This is a genomic window from Klebsiella sp. JN_Kp126 (assembly GCF_033843325.1).
In the GTDB taxonomy this organism is placed as follows: domain Bacteria; phylum Pseudomonadota; class Gammaproteobacteria; order Enterobacterales; family Enterobacteriaceae; genus Klebsiella; species Klebsiella michiganensis.
This window is the reverse complement of the sequence record NZ_JAWXQV010000103.1, coordinates 14,157-30,199: the sequence shown is the minus strand read 5'-3', so window position 1 is coordinate 30,199 and position 16,043 is coordinate 14,157. Positions and strand designations below refer to the sequence as shown.

Sequence of the window (16,043 nt, the reverse complement as noted above, 5' to 3'; positions counted from 1 at the left end):
GCTTAGTGAATCAGCGTGTTACCGGAGGGGCCGCCATCAGCAATCCGGTCAGAGATAGCAATCATTGCGCCGAACAGCGCTTCCATTTCGTCGTCGACACGCTGTTTGCGGTGAAGCAGTTCCCGGAAAGTTGCGGAGTAATAACTACGCACCCGCGCCAGCAGTAACGGCGGCATAGCCCGTTCAATTGCCGGGAGAAGCTGCGCGATTTTTTCGATTGATGCAGGTGAATCACTTTCAACCCAGCGGTAAATCTTCTGGATATTGCGGCTCAGTGCGTCAGGGTGGCTTTCGTCATACAACTCTGGCTTAGTCATGCCCATGGAGAAATACGCGTCGACAATAGCCGATACAGGCGTTTTACGGCCACCAGGATAAAGCGCCCAGGCATTCATGGCCTCGCGAATGCGTTCATGCCTGATTTTCATGATTCACCTCACCAGAACGTTTTGCTTTAGCATGTTGATCGTAAACTTCAGGGTCGTATTGCAGGACTCCCTCAGAAGCTAGTTGCAGTCTCATCGCATTTTTTTCAGGAACGAGTTCACCCCAAACGGAAACTGACGCGGGGGCTACGCCCGCAGCTTTGGCTAATTTCGACTTGCTGCCGAAGTAATTGATTGCATCTTGTTTAAACACAGGCTCATCTCCTTAGGTTTTCCTAAGGATATTTGATCGTAGAGAAACTTAAGTCAAGAAAATTTAGAATTCTCTAATGATGGAAAATAAAACCTTTGGCTCGCGCCTTCTTGAAAGGCGAAAACAGTTAAAACTCTCTCAGTCCGCTCTTGCTAAGCTGGTCAAGGTTTCGCACGTCACAATCTCCCAGTGGGAAAGGGATGAAACCCAGCCAGCTGGTAAGAGGCTGTTTGCTTTGAGCAGTGGTCTGCAATGCAATCCAACGTGGTTACTTTATGGTGATGATGACCAGATTCCAGGTGAGCCTATTCCGCACCAGGAAAAAGAGTTATCGGAGGAACAGCAAGAACTGCTCGGGCTTTTTGATGCCCTTCCTGATTCTGATCGAGAAGGATTTCTCAATGAGTTGCGAGCACGCGTAGAGATGAACAACCAACGATTCGAAGAATTACTAAAAGTCAGAAAGCGCGCCTCGAAAAAGTAACCTCATTCCAAATTTTAAGTAATCCATTTTAATCAATGGGTTACTTTCTCACACCCTCAAATTTAAGTTTTTCTACAAAATAAATCTTGATTGAAAACTTAAGTTATTCTAAGTTTATCCCATCCAAACCAATCACTGCACAGTGACTGGCAAGAAAAAAACGTTCGGTTGGCCGCCTGAAGGCTAAAAATCAACAGGCTTTGCAATGCAGTGAATGCGGCTATGCGCACGCGGCACAGTTAAGCGGTAACACTCGTTTCTGAAAAGAGTGGGGTGGAAAAGAAACTGTCGGTACCAGTTGTTAACTGGCTGGTATCACCGGGAGGCACCCGGCACTGCATTGCAAGGCCTGTTAGGTACTCAACACGCATGAGGGAAAGGAGATGATTCGAGACGAAGACAAGCCAGCATGGCGCCGGTTCTGGTTGAAGGTTGTTCCGTTTTTGGCTGTGGTCGCATCGGTAAGCGTTCAGTTCTGGGGTGGAGTATGAGCAGAAATGGCATTCGTTCACTGGTAATTGTTCTGGCTATCTGCCTTGTTGCCTGGTCAGCGACCATTATAAAAATTCTGCATGTTACGGGGTTATTTAATGGCTAGTTTACCAAAACACAATCCTGCGGTTAAGGCAGCACAAGGCAAGCTTGCAATTGCTTTTTTTAATAGCGATGGCGAAATGTGGGCTCAGGCCATGGCGTCATTGAAGGATATTCATGAAGCAGCAAAGCACGAAGAATACCATATGTTTTGCGGCCGTACGGATGCTCTTTCAGGGCTTCAATTTCGTGATGTTGTTTTAAATTATGATCTGTACGGAGATTTAATTTCCGTCGATGCTGACTTGCTTACAGGGCAATATAAAGTAAATACCGAAGTTTCATTTTAATTATCCAAAAAAGGAATTAATGCCTTAAATGGCAGGTATCCACACACCTTAATACAGGAATAAATATGGAAACCGAAACACTCCACTGCTACAGCTGCGGCGGCTCCTTTGCACGCGAAGAGTTACAGTATCGCCCCATCGGAAAGGGTGCATACCGTAAGCAAGCCTATTACTGCCCTGTGTGCAATGAAAAGCAAAAGAAGAAAGAAACTCTCACAGCTGCAAAGTCATCATTCCGAAACTCATTACCAGCCAGACCAGCAACAGCCCAATTACGGCCTTCGTTCTGGAATAAATAAAATCAGTTTCAGTTAGCAATCCTGCAAAAGGAAATAACAAATATGAAAATAGAATTTATTGATAAAGGTGTAATAGCAACCGCGATTGTCACAAGTACGGTATTCGAATTCCGGCTACACAATCGCGCCGTTGATACTGCTTTATTCCTAGCTCCTTCCGTTCGTTCTAAGCACAGTGGATTCTTTATTTTAAAAACGGTTATCTCCGGGAAAACACCTCACGTACTGCGCGCATACAGCGCGCTTCGCGCGGAGGCTTGTCGATGAGCAAATCTCTAAACGCACGCTGCATCAGACGCTGGGAAGTGGAATTTAAACCTATCTGCGATTCTAAGGTTAATCCGTTCTGGCGCAAGAGCGACCTACATGGATATATCCGCGAAGCGGCGCTTACCACCGCTTACAGCATGGTCGAGAAAATGGCTGAACGTAACGCTAAGGTTGACTATGACGGTGAGCTGAACGGCTGGTCACCAGAATTTTCAGCCTGGTATCGTGAGCGCCATGAACAGTATCTGAAAGAGGCGCGTGACTACCTGGACGAAGAAGCTACCAACGACGAAATCGACGAGGAGATCGAAAACGAACTGGAAGCATGGAACGACTGAATTACACAAAAACACAACTGAACTGATTTCCAATAATCAACATTAAACCGGGGAACTGATTATAGTTTCCCGGCCATGAGGTTATTTATGGCCGATATTACTCAAGAAGATGAATGGGTGATGGAAAAGGGAATTGTAGCGAAGATGTATATGACTCCCCGGCAAATTAAATCTTACCGGGAGGGGAGATGGATCGAGGGTATTCATTATAAGAAGCACCCACCAGATCCAAAAGCTTCAGAAGGAAGGGTAACGCTTCTCTACAACTACACCAGGATCAATAGGCTTGTCGGGGAAACATAATGAATATGCCTGCTGGCGTAGAGCTGCATGGGAAAGGAATAAGAATTAGCTTTCTATATCGCGGCATACGTTGCCGCGAAGTTTTGCGGGGCTGGACTGTATCAAATAGCAATATAAAAAAAGCTGGCAATCTCCGTACTTTAATTATGAGTGAGATTCAGCAAGGTAAATTTGACTATGCAGAGCACTTTCCTGAATCAAAGGCGCTTAAAAAATTCACCACAACACAAAAAATTAAAACCTTCGGCGAATTGTGCAAAGTTTATCTTAATGCCAAAAAGCTTGAGGTCTCAGCTGCGTCATACAGAGGCGCAGAATCACGTATAGCAACACTTTGCGCTATTGTTGGAAGTAATACGCATATTGCGGATATTCAGCATACCGACCTGTTGAATTACAGGAACGCGCTATTAACTGGTAACACCTTTAGCGATCACGCGCCCTGGCTTAAAAGAAAAGGTCGCGCTGTATCCACGGTCAACGGCCTGATGAACAACCTGACTGCTTTGCTCAAGCTGGCGAATCTGAGCGGCTTTATTGACCATACCCCGCACGAAGGTATAAAGATGCTTAAACGCTCCAGGAGAGACCCGGATCCGCTTCTTCAGAGCGAGTACGAGGGATTTATAAAAGCGCTATCTCCTCGGTATGCCTTGCTCTGGACTACAGCTATCTTTACGGGTCTTCGGCATGGCGAGTTAACAGCTTTAGCCTGGGAGGATGTAGATCTTGATAAGGGTGAGCTTCACGTCAGGCGTAATCAGACAAATGAGGGCCTGTTTGTGCCACCCAAAACAGAAGCCGGGATCAGAACGGTAACCCTGCTTGAGCCTGCGCTGAACGCTTTACGTGAGCAATTCAAGCTAACTGGCGCATTAAGCAAAACCGAAATCACTTTCCATCACCGCGAACATGGGTTAACTGAACAACAAAAACTGCGGTTCGTGTTTATCCCGCCCAAAAACTGGCGCGGGGAAACGAAGTATTATGGCTCTCAATCTCTGGGGTATAGTTGGGAGGCTGGATTAAAGAAGGCGGGAATCAGGAGCAGACGCCCTTACCAGTCGCGCCACACTTTCGCATGCTGGCTTTTAACTGCCGGAGCTAATCCGTCTTTCATCGCCGGACAGATGGGCCACGAGAATGCAAAGATGGTTTACGAGATTTACTCGAAGTGGATCGGAGAGATGGACCGCAACCAGGTAGAAATGCTGAATAACAGTTTTTCTGACGTTGTGTCCCAAGGGTGCCCCAAACGTAAGGTAGTAGGTATAAAAAACGTTTAGTTTCAGTAAAATAAAATCACTTGCCGGAATATTAACTTTATTCCAACATGAATGCTCACTACGCCGCAACGGCGGCGAAATAAAAAGCAGGAGCGGATATGATTACGCTGTGGGGCAGAAATAACTCGACCAATGTGAAGAAAGTGCGCTGGGTGCTGGAAGAACTCGACCTCCCGTATCAGCAAATTCTGGCAGGCCTGGAGTTCGGTCTGAATCACGATCCGGCCTATCTGGCCATGAATCCCAATGGGCTGGTACCGCTATTGAAAGATGAGACGACCGATATCGTGCTCTGGGAATCCAACACCATTATCCGCTATCTGGCCGCGCAGTATGGTCAGGATCGCCTGTGGGTGGAGTCGCCCGCCGAACGCGCTCAGGGAGAGAAATGGATGGACTGGGCCAACGGTTCGCTCTCGCCGGCCCATCGGCCGATTTTAATGGGGCTGGTGAGAACCCCGCCGGAAAAACGCGACCCCGCCGCGATTGAAGCCGGTATTGCCACCTGCGAGACCCTGTTCGCCATTCTCGATGACGAACTGTCGCGCCGTCAGTGGCTATCAGGCGACGCCTTCGGCCTCGGCGACATCGCCGTCGCGCCGTTCATTTATAACCTGCTGGAGACCGTGAAAACCTGGCAACCGCGCCCGCACCTGCAGCGCTGGTATCAGCAGATTAACCAGCGCCAGGCCTGGCGCAACGTGGTGATGATCCCGGTCACCTGATATTAGCCCGCCGGGCTCACCCTCAGCAGCTCGCCGTTGGATTCGTCGGTTAAGACATACAGATAGCCATCGGGTCCAACGCGCACATCGCGGATACGTTTACCGCGATCGCCCAGAATCCGCTCCTGTTCCGTCACCTTATTGCCGTCAACCTTGAAGACAATCAGCGACGTATCCTTCAGCGCGCCGATAAAGAGCCTGTGCTGCCACTGCGGGAAGGTCGGGGCGTTGTAAAACGCCATACCGCTCACCGCTGGCGACTTCGCCCAGACAAACAGCGGCGCTTCGATTCCCTCCAGCGTTTTGCCTTTGGCCTCCGGGATCGGCAGGCCGCTATAATTAATGCCGTGCGTCGCCAGCGGCCAGCCGTAGTTTTTCCCTTTTTGCACCAGGTTGATCTCATCCCCGCCGCGCGGGCCGTGTTCATTTAACCACAGCGTATCGCTCCACGGGTTCATCGCCATCCCCTGGGGGTTGCGAATACCGTAAGACCAGATTTCCGGCCTGACGCCAGCCTGGCCGACAAAAGGATTATCGTCCGGGACCTTGCCATCAGCCGTTAGCCGCACCACTTTTCCCTGCAGCTTATCGAGATCCTGAGCGGTCGAACGCTGGTTATTCTCCCCGAGACCGATAAACAAATAACCGCGGCCGTCGAACACCAGCCGCCCGCCAAAATGGTTGCCGGTTGAGAGCTTCGGCTGCTGGCGGAAAACCACCTGGAAGTTTTCCAGGCGCTGGAGATCCTCGCTCAGTCGGCCGTAGCCTACGGCGGTCCCGGCCTTGTCGTCACTCCCGCCTTCGGCGTAGCTTAGCCAGACCCGGCGCGACTGGGCGAAATCCGGGGCCAGCGCCACGTCAAGCAGCCCCCCCTGCCCGTTGGCCCAGACCTGCGGTACGCCCGAAATCGCAGGCGCGAGGCCTTTTTCCCGCTGCCACAGCCGGAGCTCGCCGCCGCGCAGGGTCATCAGAATGCCCCGATCGTCCGGAAGAAAGGCCAGCGCCCACGGGTGTTCAAGCTGGTTCTGCAGCACCTCTACGCGCTCCCGGGCGGCAAGGGCAGCCGCAGGCAGCAACAGTGCGGTAAGGGCTATCATCAGGGTAATGGTCTGGCGCATGGCATACTCCTTTTGTCAGCAATGCGATAAGGGTAGCCAGCGTGGGAAAACGGGAAGGGATTTTTACATAACATTAATCGGGGGGAGCAGGCTCCCCCCGATCTCAGGCATGAGTAATGGGCTTGGAATCATTCAATTTATGAATATTTAGCCGCAATACCGCCAGGCAGCTTTCCAGCTTATCTACGTCGACAGCGATGTAGGACGGGCAGTCATGATGTCCGCTCAGCAGGCACACCGCCGCGGAAGCGACGGCTTCGCCCGCCAGCCGCAGGGCATCCTTTTCCTCCGGCGCAACGACGTGCTGCAGGCGCGGCGCGTGTTGACGCATTTCATGGCACAGTTCAAACAAGTTATCACGTAGATGGTCGTTTTCGCTGACTGACATATAGCCTTTTGCTTTACGCAGCTGTAAATAAGCATCGAGATCAATGTTGGCATTAATCAGCTTATTCATCAGGTTACGATATAGTCTGTCAACGCTCATCGCGGTTCCTCCTCTGTCGTCCTTTACCACAACCATAATATGGTTATTTTTTGTACAAAACGATGAGGCAGATCAATAATTCTCAGGTCATTAACATCCTTTACAATGTTACAACGAAGCTTAAAATCCCCACCTGCGACATCATCTCCTGAAAGCCCAAAATGTTATACGCTCTCATAAAAGTAAAAATTCCAACCCTGGGATATAAAATCATTTATTGCAGTAATGATCACAAATTAGCGCAATTCACGTTGCCAGAAAATGCCGCCGGGTGTCATATCATCAAATAAAATGTATTACGTATAACATCCAATAAGAACGGCAGGCATATCGATCCTGTTTGTAACCTTTATCTCTATCGCTTGAAGGAACTGAAATGATGACGCCCGGCAAAAGAAACTATATCTTGTTGAGTCTTTTCGATTTCCTCTATCTCTTCGCCTGGTCCTCGACCATGGCGTTCTTTGTGATCTGGACGACTCAGCACCTCGGGATTAGCGCAACGAAAACCGGCCTGCTCTACTCGGTCAACGCCTTTATTGCCCTGCTGATGCAGCCCTTCTTCGGCTTTATTTCCGATAAGTTCGGCCTGAAAAAGCGGCTGATCTGGATCCTGGTCGCCATGCTGCTACCGGTAGGCCCGTTCTTTATTTATTTGTACGCGCCGCTGCTGGTGCACAGCTTCTGGCTGGGTGCGCTGCTTGGCGGAGTATACCTGGGAATAATTTTTAACTCCGGCTGCGGGGTGATTGATTCGTATATTGATAAAATTTCGCGGCGCTACCAGTTCGAATATGGCCGGGTAAGAATGTGGGGATCGTTAGGCTGGGCCGCCGCCGCGTGGATCGTCGGCAAGTATATCGACAGCAATCCGAACCTCGCCTTCTGGCTGGCGAGTATCGCCATTGTGATTGCCGCGCTCTGTTTTATGCTGACCAAAATCGAGCTGACCGAAGCGGAAATGCAGAAAACCAGCGCGCTGAAAGTTTCGCATGCCCTGGAGCTGGCGAAGAACGGCCAGTTCTGGATGCTGCTGGTCTTTACCCTGTTCGTCACGCAAATCTACGACACCTACGATCAGCAGTTTGCCCAGTACTTTTCTCTGCAGTTCCCGACGCCGGAAGAAGGCAATCGCTGGTACGGCATTTTGGCCTCCATTCAGGTATGCGGCGAGACGCTGTTTTTATGCCTGATGCCGTGGTTCGTAAACCGCACCGGCGCGAAATGGGCGCTGATCATCGCCGGACTGATCATGTCGGTGCGTATCGTCGGCTCCGCGATTCCGCTGGGCCCGGTGTGGATCGGCGCGGTCAAAATGATGCATGCGCTGGAAAAACCGCTGATTCTGGTGTCGGTGTTTAAATTTATCGCCGCCAACTTCGACAACAAGCTCTCCTCGACGGTCTACCTGCTGGTGCTGTTCGTCGCCTCCATCGCCACCGCGATTTACTCGCCGCTGGCCGGGTATTTGTACGACACCATCGGCTTCGCGCATACCTATTATATTCTGGGCGGCATTGCCGGGCTGTTTACGCTGATCTCGGTATTTACGCTGCGCGACAATAGAGAACCGACCGCGCCGGGGGCTGCGCCAGGCGCTGGCGTTGCGCAAAGCCATTAATTAAAATTCGCCCGGAAGCCTTTTTCGGGCAAATTAGCGGAAGCTCCACTGCACGCTCATCACAAATATAGCCGGGACGATAATGCCCGTTTCCACGCCGAAATAATCGGTAAAATTGTACTGCAGGCCATGATAAATATAGGGAGAGAAACCGACGCCGGTGATTTTCTTCGCCGTTCGATAGGTGCCTGAATCCCCGCAATCGCGAAAGGCTTTAAAGAAAAACTCGCCGGTATAGGCATAGACGCCCTTGAACGTCCAGCCGCTTGCCCCCGCGTACCAGTCTCTCCTCGCTCCTAAAGAGAGGCAGCGGTCGGCAAAGCTATTCTTCATGGTGCCGGCCAACAGGCTGTACTTTGAATCCGCTGACAGCTTGCGCTCAACGGAAAAAAATTGGTTATTGAATTTTTCGTTATATTGACCGTGATTGCCGGTCATGTGATAAACAAAGGAACCGGTATTGACCGAATATAACGCCATCTCGTTGGCATAAACGGGCGTCGCGCCAATCATGGCCAGCGCGCAGACGAAACCACCCAACTTTTTAAACATGGGAAACCTGATAAAAATAAAGACTGAAAGCAGCGGCTATTTTACCGCTTCAGGTTAAACCAGATCTAAACCGACTTCCCCGGGTTGCAAGATAAAAGGTGAATAACTCCCTTATTTTGATTAACAATCTGGATAATCATCCCGATAAAAAGAAACACGGACATAGCCAGGCTAACAAGAAAAGGAGTATAAACTTTCCGCCGATCTCTGTAGAATCCCTGCCCTGACCATCCCAATAATTGAACACTTTTTAAGCTATGAGCAATGTCACCCCTCAGCCGAAGATCGGCTTTGTCTCTCTGGGCTGCCCGAAAAACCTCGTGGACTCAGAACGTATCCTGACTGAACTGCGTACCGAAGGATATGACGTAGTTCCCTCCTACGATAACGCTGATATGGTTATCGTTAACACCTGCGGCTTTATCGATAGCGCCGTGCAGGAGTCGCTGGAAGCGATTGGCGAAGCGTTGAAAGAAAACGGCAAAGTGATCGTCACCGGCTGCCTGGGCGCAAAAGAAGATCAGATCCGCGAAGTGCATCCGAAGGTGCTGGAAATTACCGGCCCGCACAGCTATGAACAGGTGCTGGAACACGTCCACCACTACGCGCCGAAGCCTAAACACAACCCGTTCCTCAGCCTGGTGCCGGAACAGGGCGTGAAGCTGACGCCGCGTCATTACGCTTACTTAAAAATTTCCGAAGGCTGCAACCATCGCTGCACCTTCTGCATCATCCCGTCAATGCGCGGCGATCTGGTCAGCCGTCCGATTGGCGAAGTGCTGGCGGAAGCCAAACGCCTGGCCGACGCCGGCGTCAAAGAGCTGCTGGTGATCTCTCAGGACACCTCCGCCTACGGCGTTGATGTCAAACATCGCAGCGGTTTCCACAACGGTATGCCGGTCAAAACCAGTATGGTTAGCCTGTGCGAAGAGCTGGCGAAGCTCGGTATCTGGGTGCGCCTGCACTACGTCTATCCGTACCCGCACGTCGATGATGTAATCCCGCTGATGGCGGAAGGCAAAATTCTGCCCTACCTCGATATTCCGCTGCAGCACGCCAGCCCGCGTATTCTCAAGATGATGAAGCGTCCGGGCTCCGCCGACCGCCAGCTGGCGCGCATCAAGCAGTGGCGCGAAGTCTGCCCGGAACTCACCCTGCGCTCGACCTTTATCGTCGGCTTCCCGGGTGAAACGGAAGACGATTTCCAGATGCTGCTCGACTTCCTGAAGGAGGCCCGCCTCGACCGCGTCGGCTGCTTCAAGTACAGCCCGGTGGAAGGCGCGACCGCCAACGAGCTGGCGGATCAGGTGCCGGAAGAGGTGAAAGAAGAGCGCTGGAACCGCTTTATGCAGCTGCAGCAGCAGATCTCCGCCGAGCGCCTGCAGGAGAAAGTCGGTCGTGAAATTATGGTGCTGATCGACGAAGTGGATGAAGAAGGGGCAATTGGCCGCAGCATGGCCGATGCGCCGGAAATCGACGGCGCGGTCTACCTGAACGGTGAGAGTAAAGTCAAACCGGGCGACGTTGTGCGGGTGAAAGTCGAGCACGCCGACGAATACGATCTGTGGGGCAGCCGGGTTTAATTCCGCCCGCTTAACCTATCCCGGATGAAGGCGCTCGCGCGCCTTATCCGGGCGACAAAAGCGCACAGGATTAACGTGCGGTGTGCTTTCCCGGACACCTGTCCGGGCTGCGCAATCCTCGAACGCCTACCCTTTTATCCTCGGATCCAGCGCATCGCGCAGGCCGTCACCCAGCAGGTTAAACGCCAGCACCGTCAGAAAAATCGCGATTGCCGGGAACAGCGCCACGTGCGGCGCCATCACCATATCCGCCCGCGCCTCGTTGAGCATCGCCCCCCACTCCGGCGTCGGCGGCTGCGCGCCAAGCCCCAGAAATGACAGGCTGGCAGCGGAGATAATCGACACCCCGATACGCATCGTAAAGTAGACCACAATCGATGATACCGTTCCGGGTAATATATGATTAAACAGGATGGTAGCATCGCTGGCGCCGATGCTGCGCGCCGACTCAATAAAGGTCTGCTGCTTAAGCACCAGGGTATTGCCGCGCACCAGACGCGCAAAAGCCGGGATCGAAAAGATCGCCACCGCGATGATGACGTTCGACATCCCGCTCCCCATTACCGCCACGACCGCAATTGCCAGCAAAATCCCCGGGAAAGCGAACAGCACGTCGCAGATACGCATAATGATGCGATCCCACCAGCCTTCGTAATACCCGGCCAGTAGCCCAAGTACGGTGCCGATGGCCGCGCCGATGAATACCGCCAGTACCCCGGCGGCCAGCGAGATCTGCGCACCGACCAGCACCCGACTAAAGATATCCCGCCCCAGCGAATCAACGCCGAACCAGTGCATCATTGACGGGCCGTCGTTGAGCCGGTCGTAATCAAAATAGTTTTCCGCGTCGAACGGCGCAATCCACGGCGCCACAATCGCCACCGCAATCAGCAGCAGAACAAATACCCCCGCCCCCATCGCCACCGGCTGACCGCGAAACCGCCGCCAGAACTCGTGCCACGGGGTACGTATCTGCCCGGGTTTAATCCCCGGCATCGCGTTGATAGCCGCTTGTCTTCTCCAGTTGAGCAATCGCACCTTACTTGTACCTGATAGCCGGATTAATGGCGGCATACAGCACGTCCACCACTAAATTAATAAGAATAAACTCCAGCGAAAACAGGAGAACTTCCGCCTGAATCACCGGATAGTCGCGCATCTCCACCGAGTCCACCAGCAGACGCCCGAGGCCTGGCCAGTTAAAGACCTTCTCCACCACGATTGAACCGCCGAGCAAAAAGCCGAACTGCAGCCCCATCATGGTCACCACCGGGATCATCGCGTTACGCAGGCCGTGCTTGAGCACCACCAGCGTTTCGCTGACGCCTTTCGCCCGCGCGGTACGCATATAATCTTCATGCAGGACATCGACGAACGAGGCGCGGGTAAAGCGCGCCATCACCGCCGCTACCGCCGCGCCCAGGGTCAGCGAAGGCAGAATATAGTGGCGCCAGCTGTCGGCGCCCACCGTCGGCAGCCAGCCCAGCTCAACGGAAAAGACCTGCATCAGCAGCATGCCGAGCGCGAACGCCGGGAACGAGATGCCGGTTACCGCCAGCGCCATTCCCAGGCGATCCGGCCAGCGGTTGCGCCAGACTGCCGCCACGATCCCCGCCGCCATACCGAAGATCACCGCCCAGCTCATGCTGGCGAGCGTTAACCAGAACGTGGGCATGAAACGGCTGGCGATTTCGCTGCTTACCGGGCGACGCGAGGCCATCGAGGTACCGAAATCCCCCTGCACAATATTGCTGATATAGTGCCAGAACTGCACGTGCAGCGGCCGATCGAGCCCCAGCTGCTGGCGCACCATTCCCACCACCTGAGCATCGGCTTCCGGTCCGGCAATCAGCCGCGCCGGGTCCCCAGGCAGCATATGCACGAACAGAAACACCAGCACCGCCACAATCAGCAGCGTGGGGATCAGCCCCAGCAGGCGTTTAATCACATAATTGAGCATGCTTCTCCTTGCGCGAAGTCCCCGCAGCCTGCGCCCGGGGACCCGCAGCTATCTACTTAAGATCCGCCTGTTCAAAGCTAAATCCGGTATCCGGCTGGATATAGAATCCGGTCAGATTTTTACTGTGCGCCGAGACCAGTTTCTCTACCACCAGCGGCACCCACGGCGACTCTTTCCAGATAGTATCCTGCGCGTCTTTATACAGCCGCGTTTTTTCCTGCGCATCGGTGGTTTTCAGCGCGTCGTTGAGGTCTTTATCCACCTGGGGATTGCTATAGAAAGCCGTATTGAACAGGGTCGGCGGCCAGTTTTGCGACGCGAACAGCGGCGACAGCGCCCAGTCCGCTTCTCCGGTCGACGCCGACCAGCCGGTATAGAACATGCGTACGCCGCTCTCTTTCTGCCCTTTACCTTCCACTTCCGCCGCGCGCTGGCCCGCATCCATCGCCGTCAGCTGCGCCTTAATACCCACCTGCGCTAGCTGCTGCTGGGTAAACTGCAGCACTTTCTGCGCCGTACTGTGGTTGTGCGACGACCACAGCGTGGTGCTAAATCCATTCGGATAGCCCGCCTCTTTCAGCAGCTCGCGGGCCTTCGCCGGATCGTACGGCCAGGCGCTGTAGCTTTCAGCGTAGGCAATTGACGGCGGCACCACGCCGGTCGCCGGGGTGGCATAGCCCGCAAAGGCGACTTTTACCAGCGCCTGACGGTTAATGGCGTAGTTAATCGCCTCGCGCACTTTCGGGTTATCAAACGGCTTCTGCGTCACGTTCATGCTGATATAGCGCTGCATGATCGACGGGCTGGCCACCAGCTCCAGCTTGCTGTTTTTCGCCAGCAGCGGCGCCTGCTCGTAAGGGATCGGAAACGCAAACTGCGCTTCGCCGGTCTGCAGCATCGCCGCGCGGGTATTGTTATCCACGACCGGACGCCAGGTGATGGAGTCCAGCTTCGGCAGCCCCGGCTGCCAGTAACCGGCGAACTTCTTCACTTTAACGAAGTCGGTCTGATTCCAGGTGTCGAGCTGGTACGGGCCGGTGCCAACCGGATGGAAACCAATCTCTTTACCATATTTCTTCAGCGCCGCCGGAGAAATCATCGCCGTCGCCGGGTGGGCCAGGATATTGATAAACGCAGAGAAAGGTTGTTTGAGGGTGATTTTCACCGTTGTCGGGTCAACCGCCTCGGTGCTGGCGATATTTTTATACAGGTTATAGCGCTTGAGATGATTTTCCGGATTGCTGGCGCGATCGAGGTTGGCCTTAACCGCTTCGGCATTAAACTCGGTTCCGTCCTGGAACTTCACCCCCGGATGCAGCTTAATGGTATACACCAGGCCGTCCGGGGAAACGGTATAGCTTTCCGCCAGCACGTTTTGCAATTTCATCTCTTTATCAAGGCCGAACAGCCCCTGATAGAACGACTTCGCGACGGCCTGCGACAGCGTGTCGTTAGCATCATACGGGTCGAGGGTCGTAAAGTTAGAGCCGACCGCCACCACCACATCTTTTGCGGCAAAGGCCGGAGCCGCTGTCAGCGCCGAAGCGACGCCCAGCGCCAACAGCCATTTGCCTGAAACGCGTTGAGTCATGTTGTTCTCCTGAAATGCTGCATTATTGGTGTCGTTGTTAGCGCGCCAGCACGTCGGCGGCGGGCTCTCTGGCGACAAAGTGCCCCGGTCCCACCTGCTGTAACGGCGTACTGATCCCCTCTTCGCCCCGCTTGAAGATGTTGCCCGGCAGCTCGTCTGAGAGCAGCACGCGCTGCGGACGACGATGCGCAGGATCGGCCACCGGAACGGCGGCCATCAGTTTACGGGTATAGGGGTGCTGCGGGTTTTCAAACACGGCGCGGCGCGGGCCGATCTCGACAATGCGCCCGCGATACATCACCGCCACGCGGTGGCTGATGCGCTCAACCACCGCCATGTCATGGGAGATAAACAGAAATGCGATACCCATCTCACGCTGTAGATCGAGCATCAGATTGATAATTTGCGCACGAATCGACACATCAAGCGCCGATACCGACTCATCGGCAATCACCACTTTCGGATTGAGCGCCAGCGCGCGGGCAATACAGATGCGCTGCCGCTGGCCGCCGGAAAACTCGTGCGGATAGCGCCACGCATGCTCCGGCTCCAGCCCGACGCGTTCCAGCAGCCAACTGACCCGCTCACGAGCGGCATCGCCCTCCAGCAGCCGATGCACGCGCAGCGGTTCCATAATCGAATAGCCCACCGTTTGCCGTGGGTCGAGGGAAGCGTAGGGGTCCTGAAAGATAAACTGGATATCGCGGCGCAGCGCCTGAAGCTTACTGCCCGTCAGCGTATCAATCCGCTGGCCGTTGAAGGTGATGCTACCGCCCTGAGTTTCCACCAGCCGCAGCAGCGCCCGGCCGGTCGTTGATTTACCGCAGCCGGACTCCCCCACCAGGCTCAGGGTTTCGCCGGGCCATAAATCAAAGCTGACCTTTTCGACCGCATGCACCTCGCGGGTAATGCGGTTGAGAATGCCGCTACGCAGCGGGAAGCGCGCCACCAGATCGCGAACTTTCAGGATCGGTTCCCCGGGCACAACGGTGTTCTGCCCCTCCGGCGACGGGCTCTGGTTTAACAGCGGGAAGCGGCGCGGCAGTGAAGTGCCGCGCATTGCCCCCAGCCGCGGCACCGCGGCCAGCAGCGCCTGAGTATACGGGTGCTTCGGGGCGCGGAAAATCTCCTCCACGCTGCCGGTTTCCACCGCTTCGCCGCGATACATCACCAGCACGCGGTCGGCGATATCGGCGACCACGCCCATATCGTGGGTAATAAAGATAACGCCCATCGCCATCTCTTTTTGCAGGACGGCGATCAGCTGTAAAATCTGCGCCTGGATAGTCACATCCAGCGCGGTGGTCGGTTCATCGGCAATCAGCACAGCCGGTCGGCAGGAGAGCGCCATGGCGATCATCACCCGCTGACGCATCCCGCCGGAAAGCTGATGCGGATAGCGCGAGAGCATGGCTTCCGCTTCCGGAATGCGCACCTGATCGAGCATTTTCTTCGCTTCGCGCAGGGCCTCATCATGCTTCAGCCCCTGGTGTAAGCGGATAGATTCGGCAATCTGTTCACCGATGGTGAAGACCGGATTCAGCGACGTCATCGGCTCCTGGAAGATCATCGCCATATCCGCGCCGCGCACGCCGCGCATCTCGGTTTCAGACTGTTCGCTCAGCTCAATCACCTGCCGGCTGCGACGACGCAGCAGCAGCGCATCGCTGCGCACTTCGCTGACCGCCTGGTCGAGCAGGCGCATCAGCGCCAGGGACGTCACCGACTTCCCGGAGCCGGACTCGCCGACAATCGCCAGCGTCTCGCCGCGCCGCAGGGTAAACGACAGGTCGCGGACGGCGGAAAAAGCCTGCTGCTGCTGATTGAACACGACGTTCAGGCCGCGCACCTGCAGAACATCATCGGCATCGATTTCTTGACTATGCGGCAACGCCCTTTCCTC

Annotated in this window: 19 protein-coding genes; 10 read left to right on the top strand and 9 right to left on the bottom strand. The window is 54.3% G+C overall.

Features of this window, described 5'->3' with window-relative positions:
• Window positions 1-2: 2 nt before the first annotated feature.
• The gene (locus SIK97_RS29160) at window positions 3-428 is read right to left on the bottom strand and encodes a toxin YdaT family protein (RefSeq protein WP_009653775.1); all 426 of its coding nucleotides are present in this window, start codon (window positions 426-428) and stop codon (window positions 3-5) included.
• A complete protein-coding gene (locus tag SIK97_RS29155) occupies window positions 412-639 on the bottom strand; it encodes a Cro/CI family transcriptional regulator (RefSeq protein WP_009653783.1) in 228 nt (75 codons plus the stop codon). The genes SIK97_RS29160 and SIK97_RS29155 overlap by 17 nt, the downstream gene beginning before the upstream one ends.
• A 79-nt stretch (window positions 640-718) precedes the next feature.
• On the opposite strand from SIK97_RS29155, the gene SIK97_RS29150 reads away from it, so the two are divergent.
• From SIK97_RS29150 to SIK97_RS29110, 8 genes are all read left to right on the top strand, one after another.
• Entirely contained in the window at window positions 719-1,123 is a 405-nt protein-coding gene (locus SIK97_RS29150; RefSeq protein WP_025108070.1) for a helix-turn-helix domain-containing protein, read from the top strand.
• A 590-nt stretch (window positions 1,124-1,713) separates the two neighbouring features.
• Window positions 1,714-2,007: a hypothetical protein gene (locus SIK97_RS29140; protein WP_025108072.1), complete on the top strand. Its 294-nt coding sequence runs from the start codon at window positions 1,714-1,716 to the stop codon at window positions 2,005-2,007.
• 65 nt (window positions 2,008-2,072) lie between these two features.
• Window positions 2,073-2,306, top strand: a complete 234-nt coding sequence (locus SIK97_RS29135) for a hypothetical protein (RefSeq protein ID WP_123828190.1) — start codon at window positions 2,073-2,075, stop codon at window positions 2,304-2,306.
• Window positions 2,307-2,348: 42 nt separating this feature from the next.
• The gene (locus SIK97_RS29130) at window positions 2,349-2,573 is read left to right on the top strand and encodes a hypothetical protein (protein WP_064404689.1); all 225 of its coding nucleotides are present in this window, start codon (window positions 2,349-2,351) and stop codon (window positions 2,571-2,573) included.
• Window positions 2,570-2,914 carry a hypothetical protein gene (locus tag SIK97_RS29125; protein WP_014837895.1) on the top strand — a complete coding sequence of 115 codons (345 nt, stop codon included), beginning with the start codon at window positions 2,570-2,572 and terminating at the stop codon, window positions 2,912-2,914. The genes SIK97_RS29130 and SIK97_RS29125 overlap by 4 nt, the downstream gene beginning before the upstream one ends.
• An 87-nt stretch (window positions 2,915-3,001) precedes the next feature.
• On the top strand, window positions 3,002-3,217 hold the full coding sequence (gene xisR / locus SIK97_RS29120; RefSeq protein WP_004111685.1) for an excisionase family protein: 216 nt from the start codon (window positions 3,002-3,004) through the stop codon (window positions 3,215-3,217).
• On the top strand, window positions 3,217-4,503 hold the full coding sequence (locus tag SIK97_RS29115) for a site-specific integrase (protein ID WP_014837894.1): 1,287 nt from the start codon (window positions 3,217-3,219) through the stop codon (window positions 4,501-4,503). Before xisR ends, SIK97_RS29115 begins: the two co-directional genes overlap by 1 nt.
• 98 nt (window positions 4,504-4,601) lie before the next feature.
• The gene (locus SIK97_RS29110; protein WP_014837893.1) at window positions 4,602-5,228 is read left to right on the top strand and encodes a glutathione S-transferase family protein; all 627 of its coding nucleotides are present in this window, start codon (window positions 4,602-4,604) and stop codon (window positions 5,226-5,228) included.
• A 2-nt stretch (window positions 5,229-5,230) separates the two neighbouring features.
• Here the strand turns inward: SIK97_RS29110 and SIK97_RS29105 are convergent, their stop codons facing one another.
• Entirely contained in the window at window positions 5,231-6,346 is a 1,116-nt protein-coding gene (locus SIK97_RS29105; RefSeq protein ID WP_047724210.1) for a PQQ-dependent sugar dehydrogenase, read from the bottom strand.
• Between the two features lie 103 nt (window positions 6,347-6,449).
• A complete protein-coding gene (bssR, locus tag SIK97_RS29100) occupies window positions 6,450-6,833 on the bottom strand; it encodes a biofilm formation regulator BssR (protein WP_004849210.1) in 384 nt (127 codons plus the stop codon).
• Between the two features lie 379 nt (window positions 6,834-7,212).
• Here bssR and SIK97_RS29095 point away from each other — a divergent pair, with 379 nt between their 5' ends.
• Entirely contained in the window at window positions 7,213-8,454 is a 1,242-nt protein-coding gene (locus tag SIK97_RS29095) for an oligosaccharide MFS transporter (RefSeq protein ID WP_025108077.1), read from the top strand.
• A gap of 33 nt (window positions 8,455-8,487) precedes the next feature.
• Here the strand turns inward: SIK97_RS29095 and SIK97_RS29090 are convergent, their stop codons facing one another.
• On the bottom strand, window positions 8,488-8,967 hold the full coding sequence (locus SIK97_RS29090; RefSeq protein ID WP_161506334.1) for a hypothetical protein: 480 nt from the start codon (window positions 8,965-8,967) through the stop codon (window positions 8,488-8,490).
• Window positions 8,968-9,263: 296 nt separating this feature from the next.
• On the opposite strand from SIK97_RS29090, the gene rimO reads away from it, so the two are divergent.
• Window positions 9,264-10,589, top strand: a complete 1,326-nt coding sequence (gene rimO / locus SIK97_RS29085) for a 30S ribosomal protein S12 methylthiotransferase RimO (RefSeq protein WP_009653812.1) — start codon at window positions 9,264-9,266, stop codon at window positions 10,587-10,589.
• Between the two features lie 126 nt (window positions 10,590-10,715).
• On the opposite strand, the gene gsiD is transcribed toward rimO, so the two are convergent.
• From gsiD to gsiA, 4 genes are read right to left on the bottom strand one after another with little or no spacing between them, the layout of a single operon-like run.
• Window positions 10,716-11,627 (bottom strand): glutathione ABC transporter permease GsiD, encoded by a 912-nt coding sequence (gene gsiD / locus SIK97_RS29080; protein WP_009653837.1) that lies wholly within the window; start codon window positions 11,625-11,627, stop codon window positions 10,716-10,718.
• Between the two features lies 1 nt (window position 11,628).
• Window positions 11,629-12,549, bottom strand: a complete 921-nt coding sequence (gsiC, locus tag SIK97_RS29075; protein WP_009653824.1) for a glutathione ABC transporter permease GsiC — start codon at window positions 12,547-12,549, stop codon at window positions 11,629-11,631.
• Window positions 12,550-12,601: 52 nt separating this feature from the next.
• Window positions 12,602-14,140, bottom strand: coding sequence for a glutathione ABC transporter substrate-binding protein GsiB (gene gsiB, locus SIK97_RS29070; RefSeq protein ID WP_004849160.1), 1,539 nt, complete (start codon window positions 14,138-14,140; stop codon window positions 12,602-12,604).
• Between the two features lie 37 nt (window positions 14,141-14,177).
• Entirely contained in the window at window positions 14,178-16,031 is a 1,854-nt protein-coding gene (gene gsiA / locus SIK97_RS29065; protein WP_014228532.1) for a glutathione ABC transporter ATP-binding protein GsiA, read from the bottom strand.
• Between the last annotated feature and the right edge of the window lie 12 nt (window positions 16,032-16,043).